This is a genomic window from Tsukamurella sp. II2bb (genome assembly GCF_057815145.1).
Genome location: NZ_JBYPZI010000001.1, coordinates 1,002,136 through 1,017,162, shown reverse-complemented (window position 1 = coordinate 1,017,162; position 15,027 = coordinate 1,002,136). Strand labels below are relative to the sequence as shown.

The window sequence follows — 15,027 nt, the reverse complement described above, 5'->3', positions numbered from 1 at the left end:
GTGAACACCCGCGTAACTCCGGGAATCCGATCCACGTTTCGTGACGCGAATCGCCTGGGCACGGGCCCGACGGTGCCCTCCCTCACCCCCGGCGGGACCGGGGCAACCACTTTACGGCGTTCCCAGCTCACCCGTCGGGTTCGCTGCTTCAGTCAGTTCTGCCTCGAGCTCCTCGATCGTGGGCAGGCTGGAACCGAGGTCGTCTGGCAGATGCGCGGTGATCGCGGTGGTCCATTCCGCGACTCCGATGGGTGCCGAGTAACCGCGGAGCGCGTACTCAGCCACCACGTTGTTCTTGGTCTTGCACAGCAGTAGCCCGATCGTCGGCATGTCGCCTTCGTGTCGGAGTAGGTCGTCAACCGCAGCCATGTACATGCCGACCTGTCCGACGTGGCTGGCGTCGAACTCGCCGACCTTCAGTTCGACGACGACGAAGCACCTCAGGTTAAGGTGGTAAAACAGCAGGTCAGGGTAGAAGTCGTCGCCACCGACGCTCAGGTGAACCTGTTGGCCGACGAACGCGAATCCTTGACCGAGTTCGAGGAGGAACTTCTCGACGTGATCGACCAGGGCGCGCTGGAGGTCCCGTTCGCGCCGGACGTCGGCGGTGCCGATGAAGTCGAACAGGTACGGGTCCCGGGTCGCCTGCTGAGCCAGGTCGGAGTCGGGGGGCGGTAGGACGCGTTCGAAGTTGGTGATCGCCTTGCCAGAACGGTCGTGGAATCGGTTCTCGATGTGGTGAACGAGGACGTCGCGGCTCCAGCCGTTCTCGACCGCGGCCCGGCAGTACCAGAGCCGCTCATCGGCGCTGGCCAACTTGTCCAGCAGGGCGACGTTGTGACGCCACGGCAATTGTGCAACGCTGCGTTGCACAATTGCCTCGTCCGGCCATGCAGCGGCGAACGCTCGCATGTACTTGAGGTTGCGTGCCGAGAAGCCCTTCGCGTCCGGGAGACGTTTTCGCAGGTCGACGGAGAGCCGATCAATAACCCGAGCACCCCAGCCCTCGTCGGACTGACGTGCCAAGATCTCCTTGCCGACCGCCCAATAGGTTCTCACGAGCTGCTGGTTAGCGGCAGCTACCGCACGTTGCCGCCCCGTCCGCACCCGATCGGTGATGGCTTCCAGCAGGTCCGGGTACCAGTTGGGCACCAACTCGCCACGGGCACCCGACTGTGCCGAATCGTCAGTGGACATCGTTCATCACCGCCCCAGGCATAGCCTCGATCACTTCCCCGCTGAATCCGCGAGCAGAAGGCCCCGCGGCCAACCTACCTCGGATTCAGCACGAACATTCCGGTTCGTTCCGGGAACGCGAGCCGACGACGAAGGGCGCGCACCCCAGTTCCGGGGTGCGCGCCCTTCGCGCGAGTACCTGTTCCCGGGTCAGGCCCGGGATTCACTCACCAGCTGCTCTTGTGCACACCGGGGAGCTCGCCGGCGTGCGCCATCTCGCGCAGGCACACACGGCAGAGGCCGAACTTGCGGAACACCGAGTGCGGGCGACCGCACTTGTTGCAGCGGGTGTACGCGCGGACGGCGAACTTCGGCTTCTTGTTGGCCTTGTTGACCAGCGCCTTCTTTGCCATGGCTCAGTTCTCCTTGAAGGGGAAGCCGAGGTGCTTGAGCAGTGCGCGGCCTTCCTCATTGTTGGTGGCAGTGGTGACGACGGTGATGTCCATACCGCGCGGGCGGTCGATCGAGTCCACGTCGATCTCGTGGAACATCGACTGCTCGTTCAGGCCGAACGTGTAGTTGCCGTTGCCGTCGAACTGGTTGCCGTTGAGGCCACGGAAGTCGCGGATACGGGGCAGCGCGATCGAGGTGAGGCGATCGAGGAACTCCCACATGCGGTCGCCACGCAGGGTGACGCGCGCGCCGATGGGCATGCCCTCACGCAGCTTGAACTGCGCGATCGACTTGCGGGCCTTGCGGATCTCCGGCTTCTGGCCGGTGATCAGCTCAAGGTCCTTGACGGCGCCGTTGATGAGCTTGGCGTCGCGGGCGGCGTCGCCGACGCCCATGTTGACGACCACCTTGACGACACCCGGGATCTGCATCACGTTGTCGTACTTGAACTCGGTGTTCAGCGCGTCCTTGATCTCGGCGCGGTAGCGCGCCTTCAGGCGCGGCTGGATCTTCTCAGAGGTGGTCATCTCAGATGTCCTTCCCGTTCTTGCGGGAGATCCGCACGCGCTTGCCGGTCTCCTCGTCGGTCCGGTAGCCCACGCGGGTGGGGTTGCCGTCCGAGTCGACGACCATCACGTTGGAGACGTGGATCGGGGCCTCGCGGACCTCGATCCCGCCCTGCGCGGTGGCGGACGTGCTGGTGTGCTTCTTGATCCGGTTGACGCCCTCGACGAGGACCTTCTCAACCTTCGGGAAGGCCTCGACGACCTTGCCCTTGGCACCCTTGTCGGGGCCGGAGATCACGATGACGGTGTCGCCCTTGTGCACCTTCATGTCAGAGCACCTCCGGAGCCAGCGAAACGATCTTCATGAACTTCTTGTCGCGCAGCTCGCGGCCGACCGGGCCGAAGATGCGGGTGCCACGAGGGTCGTTGTCGTTCTTGATGATGACAGCGGCGTTCTCGTCGAACTTGATGTACGAACCGTCCGGACGGCGGCGCTCCTTGGCGGTCCGCACGATGACGGCCTTGACGACCTCGCCGCGCTTGACGTTGCCGCCGGGGATGGCGTCCTTGACGGTGGCGACGATGATGTCACCGATGCCGGCATAGCGGCGCGAGCTTCCACCGAGCACGCGGATGCAGAGGATTTCCTTAGCACCCGTGTTGTCGGCGACCCGCACTCGCGATTCCTGCTGAATCACTGTGGCAGTCTCCTCAGACCTGGATTTTCATGCGTGCCGGATTACCGACCCGAACACGCGCGGTCCGCCACCCGGCGCGCGAGGCGTCGGGCAACCCGTCCATGATAGGGGAACCCGCAGGTCGCTGTCGAATCGCGCCCGGTCGGGTGCCCTGCCTGCGGCCCTCCTGCCCGACGGTGCCGCCCCGCCCGGCCGGTAGGTACCCCTGTCGCCGCGGCAGGCTCAGCCCAGGCGTATCCAGTCGTCGACGTGCCACGCTCCGTCCTCGAAGAGCAGCCTGATCCGCACGGTCTCGTGGTTGACGCCGGGCCTGAAATCGCGGTCGTAGTACGCCACGCTCTCCATCTCACTGTCGCCGCCGCGGTTCAGATCGAGCCGGGTCTTGATGCTGGACAGATTGGGTGTCATCCCGTCGCGCAGGATCATGCCCCGGAGGTACTGCATCGCGTCCGCCTCGGGGAGTCTCCGCATCCTGGCAAGAAGCCCATCGGACAGGTACGACTGCACCTGAGAGAGCGACCGTCGTTCCGCTACACCCGTCACCAGCAGATCGACGGCGAGCCGTGCGAGCCACCCCGATGCGCACCCGAAGCCGACTCGTCCAATCCGCCACAGGCGCCGGGTCACCGCGAGCCCTCCGGCCACAGCTTACGAACTATCGACTCCATCGTTCCACGGTCGCGATGGCGACTTCTTCCGCCTTGCATTTCGCACCGAAATAATCCAAGTCGCGACGAAAATGAAGAGCTGCGCCGCCCATCCCCATGTACCCGTGAAACTCTCCGGGAACAACATGAACACCAGGACCAGGACACCCACCCCGGTTACCGACGCCATTGCTACCGACAAACGTCTTGAGTCGTTCACCTATCAGAGTCGCCCTCACCATCTCGAATCCATTGATCGATATGCCATGCACCATCCTCAAACAACATGACCACTCGAACATTCTCGTGGTTTACACCCGGATAGATATCGCGATCGTAGTATGCCACCGTACGAATAACACTGTCGCCTCCTCTATTAAGGTCCAACGTCGTCTTTATACTTGAAGGATTTGGCGCCATTCCGTCACGCAGAATCATCCGTTTGAGATACTGTCGACCTTCAGCCTCCAACATACTGTTGACCTTCGCAAATAGCGCGTCGGATAGATAGGATTCAACCTGGGCGATGGACTCCCCTTCTGAAACACCCTTGATGAGTAGATCAACGGCTATCCGCGCCAATGCCGGATCTTCGAAAGGATTCCGCACCTCGTTACCTCCAACTTTCGCTGATGTCGCTAGTGGGCTCGATGTCAATGTGGACGGAGCGGCGCGGATGGAATTCTTATTCCTCGCACAGTTACTTGCCCACCGACTTCCGCAACTCTTCCATGTCACGGGACGTTGAAGTGCTGACAGTTCCCCACTCAGGAATCACCTGTTGGGTCGCGGCACCTTTGGTAAGGAAGGCATACTGGCGCCCCACCGTGATCGGAATATCGCCGGGTACGACGTAGATCGCTTTGTCAGTCTCCCCGCCGAGCCTGGTCACCTGCTTGTTCACAGGCGGAGCCCCCTTCAAGGCCTCAGACACTTCGACCTCATACGTCGTCGAGGCTAAGCCGTCCTTCTCTTCCACCCCGATACGGCGAACTGCCTTTGCAACGAAGACGTTATCAGCGAGACTTGCAGCCGCTGTGATTCCGCCTCTCGGATCAATAACTGGGTCGATCGTGATAGCCACGAGCGCTCTGCCATCGGCTGACCTAGTAGCAGGGGGCAACTCGTCGTCCGCCGGAAAACCCTGGAACGGGATAACGACAGATGCCAAGAGCGCTGCGGCAAGCAAACCACCAAGTACGCCGCCCACTGCGCTAACGACACTCACCATGCGCGTACGCCAGATCGCGTAGGCGACGACTGCACATAAAAGCACACCTACGACGCCGATGACCCCTCGCAAAGTGAAGCTCATCGGGATCGGCATCAGCACGAGCGCTGCAACGATGATCGCCGAACCTACCGCGAGACCTGCGCACACGACCTTCTTGTTCATCTCCTGCCTTCCCACTACGGCTCCATCGCGATCAGCTTGCCCGCATACGGCGACAGATCGGTGCTCGACGGCTGCGGGACAATCACGGCCGAGCGTACAAGAGAAGCGCATTCCTCAATAATCGCGTCTTGATTACCTTCGTGCCGTAGCCCGACGTTGCGTCCAACAACGTTATTATGCACGTGGACACGTGACGAACAGATCAGACGGAGAACGCTCGATGCGCCGCAGCCGCTCCGCAATCGCTTCATCGGTCTCGATCCGCGCCCAGACCGAGTTGTCGACGAGGCCGTCCGTCACTGCGCGACCGGGCTGACCACGGGTGCGCCGAGTCCCGTGGACAGGCCGGTCAGCCCAGCGATGCCGTCGATCATCGCGCCCTTCTGTTTCGACGCGATGAGGCGACGCAGCGCCACAACGACAACGGCGCCGTCCGACCGCGCCCCGGTGACATTGCGAGCACGCTCGATCAGGCCCCGATCGACATCGACACTGATAGCCCCCATAGAGTGCCCCCTCCCGCGCTCGATCTCCTCACCGTACGGATGCCCGTCGGGCCGCGAGCGCTTATCCAGCGACCCGGCACGAAAATGATCTACCCGCAGGTAGCTCGTGCATCACGTACCGTCAGCTCGTGCTCCTGTCCGATTTCCCGCACCGCGGGGTGACCCGCCTGCGCGGCATCTCCCCCGAGGCGCTGGCGGCTGCGGCGGATCGCCGACGCGCGGAGGACCCGGTCGTCGTCTTCCCCGGCCTGAGCACACCCCTGCCGAACACCCCGAGCGCCCTCATCGAGGACGTCCTCGACCGCCTCACCGCCGTCGCGATCGAGCTCTTCCCCGCCTGGCTACCGGCACCGGACCGCGCCCCCGAATCCGGCGCGACACTGGACCGGATCGCCGCCCGCTCGATCGCGCACGCACACACCGGCGAGCCCGGGACCGGTACCGCGCTCGGCGTCCTCGCCACCGCCGCGGTGCACCCGCAGTCGCTCGCGGCGTTCACGGCGCTCCCGGCAGTAGACCGCCGGTCCGCCCTCGAATACGCGCTCACCCGCAGCTACGGCGCGCCCCTGGTCGCGCTCGCCGTCACCGTCGACGAGCCCCTCACAACTCACCAGGGCGACGTGCTCGCCACCGTCGCGCAGTGGCTCGCACGCGGCGACTGCGCCGTCTGGCTGCTCGGGGCCGGTTCCGCGCACCTCGACCGGTTCCCCGAGGTCGACGGTGCCCCGCCGCCCCCGCCCGGGGCCGACGCCCCGAGAGCGCTGGCGCGGCTGCGCCCGGCACCGTCGTTCCCGCCAGTCTCGGGCCGCCCGCACCCGGCGAGCGACACCGAACAACGCCTTGAACGCGCCCTGGCGGGCGTGGAGTGGGCGGCGGAACGGCACTGGAACCGCACCGTCGACCTGGGAGAACTGCACCCGCCGGTCCGGGTGGACCTGCTCTTCCCCACCTCGCGCCTCGTCGTGGAGGTGGACGGGCCCGACCACCGGACCAGGGACAAGTACGAGGCGGACCGGCGCCGGGACGCGGACCTCCTGCTCGCCGGCTACCGGGTGCTGCGGCTGACGAACGACCGGATCCGCGGGGACCTGTCAGACGCTGTGGCCATAATCCGTACGTTGGTGGTATCCGGAGCGGGAAGGAGGGCGTGGTGACGGCGCTGACGGACGGGCTGACGGGCACGGAGTCGGCGGTGCTGCTGGTGCTGGCCGCCGCTGTCGAGCCGGTGCGCAATCCCGACCTGAAACAGCTCGGTCCGGAGTTGAAAGCCGACTCGCGGCGCAGGCTCGTCGATCGCGCATTCGTGGATGTGGAGAAGGGATCCCGCGGCGCGCTCGTGCTCTCCCTCACCGACCGCGGCTGGGCCGCCGCCGCCGAGCTGCTCGAATCCCCGCCCCCGCCGCGCGCCACCCCACAGCTGCGCGCCCTGTTCACCTTCGCCGCCAGCGTGGGTCGCTACCTGCGGCGCGAGTCGCTCGCGCTCGGCGAGGTGATGACCTCCGCCTCCCCCGCGCCACCCGCTCCCCCGGCCCACGAGCCCGCAACCGCGCCCTCGCCCGCAGCCGACCCCGTCGACCTGGTGCGCGCGGCGTACCTGCACATCGCGGCCCCGGGCGCGTGGGTCACGCTGAAGGACCTGCGCGCGGCCCTGCCCGGTGTGCCGCGGGGCACCGTCGACGATGCGCTGCGCGCCCTGTACCCCGAACCCGGAGTGCACATCGTCGCGGAGGACAATCTCAAGGCCCTCACCGCCGAGGACCGCGCAGCCGCGCTGCACCTCGGCGGGCGCCCCCTGCACGCGATACGGATCACTCGATGACGCTCTCCGATCAGCAGCGCGCGGCGCTGCGTTCCGTCCGCCTGAGCTGGGCGCCCACCTACGAGGAGGTCTGGGATTCGGCGTCGGAGGACATGCACGTCGACGGCCTGCACACCGACGTCTGGGAGGACCTCGAGGACGCGCTCGGCGATGCCGTCGCGAGCACCGGCGCGTCTCCGACGGGCCTGGTGATCACCGGCAACGCGGGTACCGGCAAGACGCACCTGCTCACCCGGTTCCGGGCCGAGGTGCAGGCGGCGGGCCACTACTTCGTGCTGCTGGAGCTTCTCGACGCCTCCGACTTCTGGCGCGCCGCGCTGACCTCGCTGCGCAGCTCCCTGCTCCGCCCGGCGCGGGACCACGACACCCAGCTGGGCCAGCTGCTGTGGCTGCTCTCCGACGAGGCGGGGCTCTCGCGGGCGCACCGCCGCGAGTTCTCCGGCGACGCGGTGCCCACCCCCGCGGGCCTCGACGCGCTGGTCGCGGCCATGAGCAAGCGCCGCCCGCAGGTCCGGCAGTACCACGGCGTGCTGCGCGCGCTGGTCCTGCTCGCCTCCCCCGACACCCGGCTCGCCGACCTCGGCTCCGCCTTCCTCGACGACATCGAGGTCGAGGAGACGGCCGCCGACCGCCTGTACTGGGGCCTGCCCGCGCGGGGCTTCTCCGCGGTGGAGACGGTGCGCGCGATCTCCGCGTTCATGGCCGAGACGGCGGCCACGGTCTTCGCGGTCGACCAGATCGACACGCTGCTCGCCCAGTCCGCGGCCACGCTCGCCAACCCCGACGCCGCCGAGAACGAGGTGATCGAGCAGGTGGGCCACGGTCTCATGGCGCTGCGCCAGGGGCTGTACCGCACGGTCACGGTCGCGTGCATGCTGCCCACGGCGTGGGAGACGCTGTCCAGCCGCGCCACCGCGTCGGTCGCCGCCCGGTTCCGCGTGGTGGGCCCGCTCAAATCGCTGCCCGACGGTGCCATCGCCCGCGCCATCGTCGAGCGCCGGCTGACGGCCGCGTACCGTGCCCGGGGTTTCGTGCCGCCGCACCCCACCTGGCCGGTTGCGCCCGAGGCCTTCGCCTCGGCGGTGCATCACACCCCGCGTGACCTGCTCACCAAGGTGGACGGGCACATCCGCTCGTGCGTCGCCACCCGCTCCGACTTCGAGCTCGGTTCCTTCGACGACGGTCCGCGCCCCCCGCAGCCCGGCCGGCAGGAGCCCACGGAGACGCCGGCGGTGACCGCGCCCGCGGACGCCCTGGCGGCGATCGACGCGCAGTTCGACGCGCTGCGGCTGCGGGCCCGGGTCGGTGACGTCGCCACGGACCAGGCCGTCGCCGACAAGCGGATGTCCGCGCTGCTCGAGGCCGGCCTGCGCGCCTGGACCCGCGAGGACGGCGGCGACGGTTTCCAGGTCGAACGCGGCGGCAAACAGCTCGACGCGCGGCTGCGGCGACGGCTGCCCGGCCGGGTCGAGGACGAGCAGCACTGGTCGTTCCGGGCGATCCCGTCGCCCCAGGCGCTGGCGGTGCTCAACCGCATCCGGAGCTCCGTGACCGCCGCGGGGCTCGCCGCCGGCATCGATCGGCGCAAGCTCTTCCTCCTGCGGTCGGCGCCGTGGCCCACCAGCCCCAAGACGTCCGCCGCCCTCACCGATGCGCTCGACAGCGGCGCCGAACTGCTCCCGCTCGACGAGGCCGACCTCGCCTCACTCGACGCGCTGAGCCGGATCATCGCGGACTCCCCCGACGGGCTCGAGGAGTGGCTCGCGGCGCGGCGCCCCGCGCACGGGCTGCGGCTGTTCGCTGGCCTGGAGCAGAAGGCGAGCCCGGCACCGTCGGCCCAGGGTGCGGGGGCACGCCGCGGCGCCGGCCCGGGGCGCAGCCGCAGCCTCATCCCCGGCGACGCGGTCGGGAAGGTCGGCGGGCTGTCCACGTCGGTGGCCGACGTCATGTTCGGCGGTCCGCCCGCGCCGCGCACGGACGTCGTGCTCGAGCCGGAGGTCGCGGCACCGTCGGGCGACGGTGCGATCACGCTCGGTACGTCGCCGGACCGGCGGCCCGTCGCGGTCGAGGAGGCGGAGCTGCGCAAGCACACCGCGATCTTCGCGGGCTCGGGCTCGGGGAAGACGGTGCTGATCCGTCGCCTGATCGAGGAGTGCGCGCTGCGCGGGGTCTCGGCGATCGTCCTGGATCCGAACAACGACCTCTCCCGCCTCGGCGAGCCCTGGCCCGAACAGCCCGCCGGCTGGTGGCCCGGCGACGCGGAGCGCGCGCAGCGCTACCTCGACGAGACCGAGGTGATCGTCTGGACGCCGAACCGGCCCTCGGCGCGGCCCCTTGTGCTGCAACCGATCCCGGACTTCGCGGCGCTGCGGTCCGGCATGGACGGAGTAGGCCTGGAGGCGCAGGAGGCCCGCGAGGGCTTCGACATGGCCGTCGAGGCCTGCGCGAGCGCGCTCGAACAGCACGTGGGCGTGGGCGGCGCGCGGCGCGAGCAGCAGCGGGCGATCCTGCGTGAATCCCTCCACGCGTACGGCCGCCAGACCGGGACGTCCGACATCCGCGGTTACGCGGCCTTCCTGTCCGAGTGGGACGGTACGCGGAGCAGGCTCGGCAGCGCCGACAAGCTGGCACCCGAGCTGGCCGCGAACCTGCAGGCCGCGCTCATCAACAACCCGCTCCTCGGCGGCAGTGGCGAGGCGATCGACCCGGCCGCCCTGCTCACCCCCACCGCCGGGAAGCGGGCGCGGGTGTCGGTGATCAGCCTGATCGGCCTCCCCGACGAGACGCAGCGGCAGACCTTCGTGGCCCAGCTGCAGCTCGCGCTGTTCGCCTGGATCCGCCGCAATCCCGCGGGCGAGAAGCCGCTCGGCTGGCTACTGGTGATGGACGAGGCGCAGCAGATCGCGCCGTCCGGGGCGGTGAAGCCCTCCACCGAGTCCACGCTGCTCCTGGCCTCGCAGGCGCGCAAGTACGGGCTGGGGCTGGTCTTCGCGACGCAGGCGCCGAAGGGCCTGCACGACAAGATCGTCGGCAACAGCGCCACCCACTTCTACGGCAAGCTCAACGCGCCCGTGCAGATCCAGGCCGCGAAGGACCTCGCCGCCGCGCGCGGCGGGCGCCTCGACGGCATCGGCGGCCTGGGCGCGGGAGACTTCTACCTGGGCTCCGGCGCGTCGACGGTGCGCCTGCACGCGCCGATGTGCCTGAGCCACCACGCCGCCAGCCCACCCACGGAGGACGAGGTCCTCGTCATCGCCCGAAGGAGCACTGCATGAGCCCGAAGAAGAAGGTCAGCTGGAGCGAGCTGTCGCCGCGCGCCAGAGCGATGTTCGTCGCGACCGCGGCGGTCGACGCGGGGCTCCGCGCCTGGGCGCTGGCCGACCTGGCCGGACGCGACGACGCCGAGGTCCGCGGCCCCAAGAAGCTCTGGGGTCTCGGCCTCGGCGTGGTCAACTCCGCGGGGGTCTTGCCCGCGGCCTATCTGCTGGTCGGTCGCGGCGCCCGCATGGCGTAGCGCGGATCAGCCCGCAGCTGGAGCGCGGATCAGCCCGCGGGGCGGGTGGCGCGCAGGCGGGGCTGCTGTGCGCGGCCCTGCCCCTGCGGCCGGCCCTGGCCCTGCGTCCGCCCGCCCGACGGGGCCTGACGCTGCTGACCGCCCTGGCCGCGCGTGGCGCCTTGGGCCCGTCCGCCGCCCTGGCCACGGCCGGAACTCTGGCCCGCGCCCTGACCGCGGCCGGCACCGTCGGGCCGCTGACCCGTTCCCTTGCCGCGCCCGGCGCGACCACGGCCCGGGGCGTGACCGCCGCCGGCGCGGCGCGGTTGCTGCGGCGGCGCGACCGGCGCGGGCTCGACGTAGGGAGCGACCTCGCCGACCAGGTCGACGACGACCGGCGAGCCGGCGCTCACGGGCACGGGCCGCGCCGCGATGGCGGCCTTCTTGAGCAGGACCTGGGTGTCCTTGCGCTGCTCGGTGAGCATCACGGTGACGACGGTGCCCGCGCTGCCGGCGCGCGCGGTCCGGCCGCTGCGGTGCAGGTATGCCTTGTGCTCGGCGGGCGGGTCGACGTGCACGACCAGCTCGACGTCGTCGACGTGCACACCGCGGGCCGCGATGTCGGTGGCGACGAGCACGCGGGCGGTCCCGGCACTGAAGGCCTCCAGGTTGCGGTCGCGCTGCGGCTGGCTGAGGTTGCCGTGCAGGTCGACCGCGGGGATGCCCTGGGCGGTGAGCTGCTTGGCCAGCTTCCTCGCCTGGTGCTTGGTGCGGGTGAACAGGATCCGCCGGCCGGTGCCGGACGCGAGGGCGCGCACCAGCTCGGTCTTGTCGTCCTTGCCGCCCACCTCGAAGACATGGTGCGTCATGTCGGCGACCGGCGAGGTCTCCGGGTCGACCGAGTGCGAGACCGGGTCGTGCAGGAACCGGCGGACCAGCTTGTCGACGCCGTTGTCCAGCGTCGCGGAGAACAGCAGGCGCTGGCCGTCGGCGGGAGTGGCGGCGAGGATCCGCGTGACCACCGGCAGGAAGCCGAGGTCGGCCATGTGGTCGGCCTCGTCGAGCACGGAGACCGCCACGTCGGAGAGGTCGACGATCTTCTGCCGCATGAGGTCCTCGAGGCGGCCGGGGCAGGCGACGACGATGTCGACGCCCTGCGCGAGCGCCTGCTCCTGCCGGGACTGCTTGACGCCGCCGAAGATGGTGGTGACGGTGAGGTCGAGGGCCTTCGCGAGCGGCTCGACGGTGGCCGTGATCTGGGTCGCGAGCTCGCGCGTCGGCGCCAGCACCAGGCCGACGGGGCGACCCGGGCGCCGGCGCGAGCCCCGGGCACCGTCGACGGTGACGACGAGCGGGATCGCGAAAGCCAGGGTCTTGCCCGACCCCGTCTTGCCGCGGCCGAGCACGTCGCGGCCGGCGAGGGTGTCGGGCAGGGTGTCGGCCTGGATCGGGAAGGGGGTGGGGCGGTCCATGGCCTCGAGGGCACGGACGACGGGAGCCGGGACGCCGAGGTCGGCGAAAGATGCGGTGGGCACAGCTGTAGACACGGGTGTGGTCATACCTAACACTGGTGGGTGGCGAAGGCGGCGGTGGCCGCGTCCGTTCGCCGCAAGAGAAGAACCGGGAGGAGGTCTCGAGCCGATGCCGGCGAGACAGGGCCCGGGAGCCCTACGACGCATGCCGGGCGTCACCGCCCCGCACTATCTAGAGCCTAGCAAACTTGTTGGCCCGACGCGCATACTCGAAGGGGACGTGCCGACGCTCACACGCCGGACGGTCGCCACCCCTGTGCGACATCGGGCGGTCTCATGAGCGAGAATGCACGCAGGAAGCGTGCACCTTCACACGCACGCCCGGGGAGGCAGGAAATGACCGCACGTACGACTCGTCCCTTCCGCGCACGCGGCGCGGCGGCCCTCGTGGCCGGCGCCGCGATGGTCGCACTCGCCGGCTGCGGGTCGGTGGCGGGCACCGGCACCGCCGACCAGAAGGACGTGGCCGCTTACCAGTCGACGATCGCCGCCTCCCGGGCCGCGGCCGCGGTGGCAGCCGGCAAGTCCGCGTGCTCCTCGTGGCAGGCCGGATACGACACGCGGGTCGTCGCGAGCCGCGCCACGGTCGCCTTCACCAAGGACCCCAAGTGGACGTGGGACGGCATCAGCTCCCTGCTCAACGCCGAGCTCGCCGCGATCGCGACCGAGTCGGGCAAGCTGCCCGGGATCCTCGCCACCGAGAACCTCGCGCCGACGATCAAGACGGCGATCACCGACTACAAGACGAAGCTGGACGCCTACGCCGACGGCCTGCGCGTCGACCAGTCCGCCCGCGCGTCCGGTGACGCCACGTGGGCCAAGAGCAACCCCGCGTTCTCGCAGCTGGGTGAGGCGGCCACGGCGGTCAAGAGCGTCTGCCGCTGAACCCGGTCGGGCCGCCGCCGGGCGCCGGCCCGGCCCGGTGGCGCACCTCGGAACAACAGCTCGCCCCAGAAGAACAACGCGCCCGGAACAACAGCGCCCCGGAACGACGAACGGCCCCCGTCCTCTCCTCGCGGAGTGGACGGGGGCCGTCTCGTCTGTGCGGTGCGGGTGGGCCTACTTGGCCTTCTCCAGCACCTCCACCAGGCGCCAGTGCTTGCTGGCGCTCAGCGGACGGGTCTCCATGATCCGGACGCGGTCGCCGACACCGGCGACGCCCTCCTCGTCATGCGCCTTCACCTTGGAGGTGGTGCGGATGATCTTGCCGTACAGGGAGTGCTTCACCCGGTCCTCGAGCTCGACGACGATGGTCTTCTCCATCTTGTCGGACACGACGTACCCGATGCGAACCTTGCGGCTGTTGCGCTGCTCGGTGCTCACGTTGCTTCCGTTCTCGCTCATGCGGCGTCACCCTCCGGGCCCGAGGCCAGGCCGAGCTCCCGCTCGCGCAGGATCGTGTAGATCCGTGCGATGTCGGTACGCACGGTGCGCAGGCGACGGTTGTTGCTCATCTGTCCGGTGGCCATCTGGAAGCGCAGGTTGAACAGCTCCTCCTTGGCCTCGCGCAGCTTCTCCACCAGCTCGTCCGCGGTCAGACCGCGAAGATCAGCGGCGACGGTGTTCGACATCAGAACTGCTCCTCTCGGGTGACGATGCGGGTCTTGCAGGGGAGCTTGTGCTGGGCGCGGCGCAGGGCCTCGCGAGCGGTCTCCTCATTGGGGTAGGACATCTCGAACAGCACGCGACCGGGCTTGACGTTCGCCACCCACCACTCGACGGAGCCCTTACCGGAACCCATGCGGGTCTCGGCCGGCTTCTTGGTCAGCGGGCGGTCCGGGAAGATGTTGATCCAGACCTTGCCGCCACGCTTGATGTGGCGGTTGATGGCGATACGAGCGGACTCGATCTGACGGTTGGTGATGTAGGCGGGCTCGAGAGCCTGGATGCCGTAGTCACCGAAGGTCACCTTGTTGCCGCCCTTGGACTGGCCGGACCGGCTGGGGTGGTGCTGCTTGCGGTGCTTCACCCGACGGGGGATCAACATGGCGTCAGCCCTCCTGGTTCGTTGCAGCCGGAGCCGCCGCCACCGGAGTCTCCTCCGTTGCGGCGCGACCGGCCTCGGTGCTGGTAGCGGTGGTGCCCGAAGCGCCGCTACGGCGCGGGCGCTGGGGGCGCTCACGACGCGGGCCGCGACGGTCGTCGTTCGACGGTGCCGCCAGCTCGCGCCGGCCGCCCACGACGTCACCCTTGTAGATCCACACCTTGACGCCGATCCGCCCGAAGGTGGTCTTCGCCTCGTGCAGGCCGTAGTCGATGTCGGCGCGCAGCGTGTGCAGGGGCACGCGGCCCTCGCGGTAGAACTCGCTGCGGCTCATCTCCGCGCCGCCCAGGCGACCCGAGCACTGGACCCGGATGCCCTTGACGTTCGGCTGACGCATCGCCGACTGGATCGCCTTGCGCATCGCGCGGCGGAACGCCACGCGGTTGCTCAGCTGCTCCGCGATGCCCTGTGCGACGAGCTGGGCGTCGGCCTCGGAGTTCTTGACCTCGAGGATGTTCAGCTGCACCTGCTTCTTGGTGAGCTTCTCCAGCTCGGACCGGATGCGATCGGCCTCGGCGCCGCGGCGGCCGATGACGATGCCCGGACGCGCGGTGTGGATGTCCACCCGCACGCGGTCCCGGGTGCGCTCGATCTCGATCTTGCTGATGCCGGCGCGCTCGAGGCTGTCGGTCAGACGCTTACGGATCGCGACGTCTTCCTTGACGTACTCCGAGTACTGCTTGTCGGCGTACCAGCGGGACTTCCAGTCCGTGGTGATGCCGAGGCGGAAGCCGTGGGGATTGATCTTCTGACCCAT

General features: G+C 69.1%; 19 protein-coding genes. 5 read left to right on the top strand and 14 right to left on the bottom strand.

The window, feature by feature from the left end; translation table 11 throughout:
- Nucleotides 1-111: 111 nt before the first annotated feature.
- The 9 genes from AC21LY_RS05325 to AC21LY_RS05285 form a co-directional block, all read right to left on the bottom strand.
- Nucleotides 112-1,197, bottom strand: coding sequence for a PDDEXK nuclease domain-containing protein (locus AC21LY_RS05325; RefSeq protein WP_489045267.1), 1,086 nt, complete (start codon nucleotides 1,195-1,197; stop codon nucleotides 112-114).
- A 206-nt stretch (nucleotides 1,198-1,403) separates the two neighbouring features.
- The gene (locus AC21LY_RS05320) at nucleotides 1,404-1,589 is read right to left on the bottom strand and encodes a type Z 30S ribosomal protein S14 (protein WP_068522657.1); all 186 of its coding nucleotides are present in this window, start codon (nucleotides 1,587-1,589) and stop codon (nucleotides 1,404-1,406) included.
- 3 nt (nucleotides 1,590-1,592) lie between these two features.
- A complete protein-coding gene (gene rplE, locus AC21LY_RS05315; protein ID WP_489045266.1) occupies nucleotides 1,593-2,156 on the bottom strand; it encodes a 50S ribosomal protein L5 in 564 nt (187 codons plus the stop codon).
- 1 nt (nucleotide 2,157) lies between these two features.
- The gene (gene rplX / locus AC21LY_RS05310) at nucleotides 2,158-2,463 is read right to left on the bottom strand and encodes a 50S ribosomal protein L24 (protein ID WP_489045265.1); all 306 of its coding nucleotides are present in this window, start codon (nucleotides 2,461-2,463) and stop codon (nucleotides 2,158-2,160) included.
- A 1-nt stretch (nucleotide 2,464) separates the two neighbouring features.
- Entirely contained in the window at nucleotides 2,465-2,833 is a 369-nt protein-coding gene (gene rplN / locus AC21LY_RS05305; protein ID WP_013128004.1) for a 50S ribosomal protein L14, read from the bottom strand.
- Nucleotides 2,834-3,055: 222 nt separating this feature from the next.
- Entirely contained in the window at nucleotides 3,056-3,460 is a 405-nt protein-coding gene (locus AC21LY_RS05300) for a hypothetical protein (RefSeq protein ID WP_489045264.1), read from the bottom strand.
- 236 nt (nucleotides 3,461-3,696) lie between these two features.
- Nucleotides 3,697-4,089: a hypothetical protein gene (locus tag AC21LY_RS05295; RefSeq protein ID WP_489045263.1), complete on the bottom strand. Its 393-nt coding sequence runs from the start codon at nucleotides 4,087-4,089 to the stop codon at nucleotides 3,697-3,699.
- Nucleotides 4,090-4,180: 91 nt separating this feature from the next.
- Entirely contained in the window at nucleotides 4,181-4,876 is a 696-nt protein-coding gene (locus AC21LY_RS05290; RefSeq protein ID WP_489045262.1) for a hypothetical protein, read from the bottom strand.
- Nucleotides 4,877-5,172: 296 nt separating this feature from the next.
- Nucleotides 5,173-5,382, bottom strand: coding sequence for a type II toxin-antitoxin system VapB family antitoxin (locus AC21LY_RS05285; protein ID WP_489045261.1), 210 nt, complete (start codon nucleotides 5,380-5,382; stop codon nucleotides 5,173-5,175).
- Between the two features lie 128 nt (nucleotides 5,383-5,510).
- On the opposite strand from AC21LY_RS05285, the gene AC21LY_RS05280 reads away from it, so the two are divergent.
- From AC21LY_RS05280 to AC21LY_RS05265, 4 genes are read left to right on the top strand one after another with little or no spacing between them, the layout of a single operon-like run.
- Entirely contained in the window at nucleotides 5,511-6,536 is a 1,026-nt protein-coding gene (locus AC21LY_RS05280; RefSeq protein WP_489045260.1) for an endonuclease domain-containing protein, read from the top strand.
- A complete protein-coding gene (locus AC21LY_RS05275) occupies nucleotides 6,533-7,201 on the top strand; it encodes a hypothetical protein (protein WP_489045259.1) in 669 nt (222 codons plus the stop codon). Before AC21LY_RS05280 ends, AC21LY_RS05275 begins: the two co-directional genes overlap by 4 nt.
- A complete protein-coding gene (locus AC21LY_RS05270) occupies nucleotides 7,198-10,476 on the top strand; it encodes a helicase HerA domain-containing protein (protein WP_489045258.1) in 3,279 nt (1,092 codons plus the stop codon). The genes AC21LY_RS05275 and AC21LY_RS05270 overlap by 4 nt, the downstream gene beginning before the upstream one ends.
- Nucleotides 10,473-10,715, top strand: coding sequence for a hypothetical protein (locus AC21LY_RS05265; protein WP_489045257.1), 243 nt, complete (start codon nucleotides 10,473-10,475; stop codon nucleotides 10,713-10,715). The genes AC21LY_RS05270 and AC21LY_RS05265 overlap by 4 nt, the downstream gene beginning before the upstream one ends.
- A gap of 29 nt (nucleotides 10,716-10,744) precedes the next feature.
- On the opposite strand, the gene AC21LY_RS05260 is transcribed toward AC21LY_RS05265, so the two are convergent.
- On the bottom strand, nucleotides 10,745-12,253 hold the full coding sequence (locus tag AC21LY_RS05260) for a DEAD/DEAH box helicase (RefSeq protein ID WP_489045256.1): 1,509 nt from the start codon (nucleotides 12,251-12,253) through the stop codon (nucleotides 10,745-10,747).
- Nucleotides 12,254-12,562: 309 nt separating this feature from the next.
- Here AC21LY_RS05260 and AC21LY_RS05255 point away from each other — a divergent pair, with 309 nt between their 5' ends.
- A complete protein-coding gene (locus AC21LY_RS05255; RefSeq protein ID WP_489045255.1) occupies nucleotides 12,563-13,111 on the top strand; it encodes a hypothetical protein in 549 nt (182 codons plus the stop codon).
- A 174-nt stretch (nucleotides 13,112-13,285) separates the two neighbouring features.
- On the opposite strand, the gene rpsQ is transcribed toward AC21LY_RS05255, so the two are convergent.
- From rpsQ to rpsC, 4 genes are read right to left on the bottom strand one after another with little or no spacing between them, the layout of a single operon-like run.
- Nucleotides 13,286-13,570 carry a 30S ribosomal protein S17 gene (gene rpsQ / locus AC21LY_RS05250; protein ID WP_489045254.1) on the bottom strand — a complete coding sequence of 95 codons (285 nt, stop codon included), beginning with the start codon at nucleotides 13,568-13,570 and terminating at the stop codon, nucleotides 13,286-13,288.
- Nucleotides 13,567-13,797 carry a 50S ribosomal protein L29 gene (gene rpmC / locus AC21LY_RS05245; protein ID WP_013128010.1) on the bottom strand — a complete coding sequence of 77 codons (231 nt, stop codon included), beginning with the start codon at nucleotides 13,795-13,797 and terminating at the stop codon, nucleotides 13,567-13,569. Before rpmC ends, rpsQ begins: the two co-directional genes overlap by 4 nt.
- Complete coding sequence (gene rplP / locus AC21LY_RS05240) at nucleotides 13,797-14,213, bottom strand: 50S ribosomal protein L16 (protein ID WP_146434973.1); 417 nt, start codon at nucleotides 14,211-14,213, stop codon at nucleotides 13,797-13,799. The genes rpmC and rplP overlap by 1 nt, the downstream gene beginning before the upstream one ends.
- A 4-nt stretch (nucleotides 14,214-14,217) precedes the next feature.
- The gene (gene rpsC / locus AC21LY_RS05235) at nucleotides 14,218-15,027 is read right to left on the bottom strand and encodes a 30S ribosomal protein S3 (RefSeq protein WP_068533046.1); all 810 of its coding nucleotides are present in this window, start codon (nucleotides 15,025-15,027) and stop codon (nucleotides 14,218-14,220) included.

Coding starts and splice junctions, on each gene's coding strand:
- AC21LY_RS05325 (WP_489045267.1), bottom strand. CDS start 1,197: ATGTCCACTGACGATTCGGCACAGTCGGGTGCCCGTGGCGAGTTGGTG.
- AC21LY_RS05320 (WP_068522657.1), bottom strand. CDS start 1,589: ATGGCAAAGAAGGCGCTGGTCAACAAGGCCAACAAGAAGCCGAAGTTC.
- rplE (WP_489045266.1), bottom strand. CDS start 2,156: ATGACCACCTCTGAGAAGATCCAGCCGCGCCTGAAGGCGCGCTACCGC.
- rplX (WP_489045265.1), bottom strand. CDS start 2,463: ATGAAGGTGCACAAGGGCGACACCGTCATCGTGATCTCCGGCCCCGAC.
- AC21LY_RS05290 (WP_489045262.1), bottom strand. CDS start 4,876: ATGAACAAGAAGGTCGTGTGCGCAGGTCTCGCGGTAGGTTCGGCGATC.
- AC21LY_RS05285 (WP_489045261.1), bottom strand. CDS start 5,382: ATGGGGGCTATCAGTGTCGATGTCGATCGGGGCCTGATCGAGCGTGCT.
- AC21LY_RS05270 (WP_489045258.1), top strand. CDS start 7,198: ATGACGCTCTCCGATCAGCAGCGCGCGGCGCTGCGTTCCGTCCGCCTG.
- AC21LY_RS05265 (WP_489045257.1), top strand. CDS start 10,473: ATGAGCCCGAAGAAGAAGGTCAGCTGGAGCGAGCTGTCGCCGCGCGCC.
- AC21LY_RS05260 (WP_489045256.1), bottom strand. CDS start 12,253: ATGACCACACCCGTGTCTACAGCTGTGCCCACCGCATCTTTCGCCGAC.
- AC21LY_RS05255 (WP_489045255.1), top strand. CDS start 12,563: ATGACCGCACGTACGACTCGTCCCTTCCGCGCACGCGGCGCGGCGGCC.
- rpsQ (WP_489045254.1), bottom strand. CDS start 13,570: ATGAGCGAGAACGGAAGCAACGTGAGCACCGAGCAGCGCAACAGCCGC.
- rpmC (WP_013128010.1), bottom strand. CDS start 13,797: ATGTCGAACACCGTCGCCGCTGATCTTCGCGGTCTGACCGCGGACGAG.
- rplP (WP_146434973.1), bottom strand. CDS start 14,213: ATGTTGATCCCCCGTCGGGTGAAGCACCGCAAGCAGCACCACCCCAGC.
- rpsC (WP_068533046.1), bottom strand. CDS start 15,027: ATGGGTCAGAAGATCAATCCCCACGGCTTCCGCCTCGGCATCACCACG.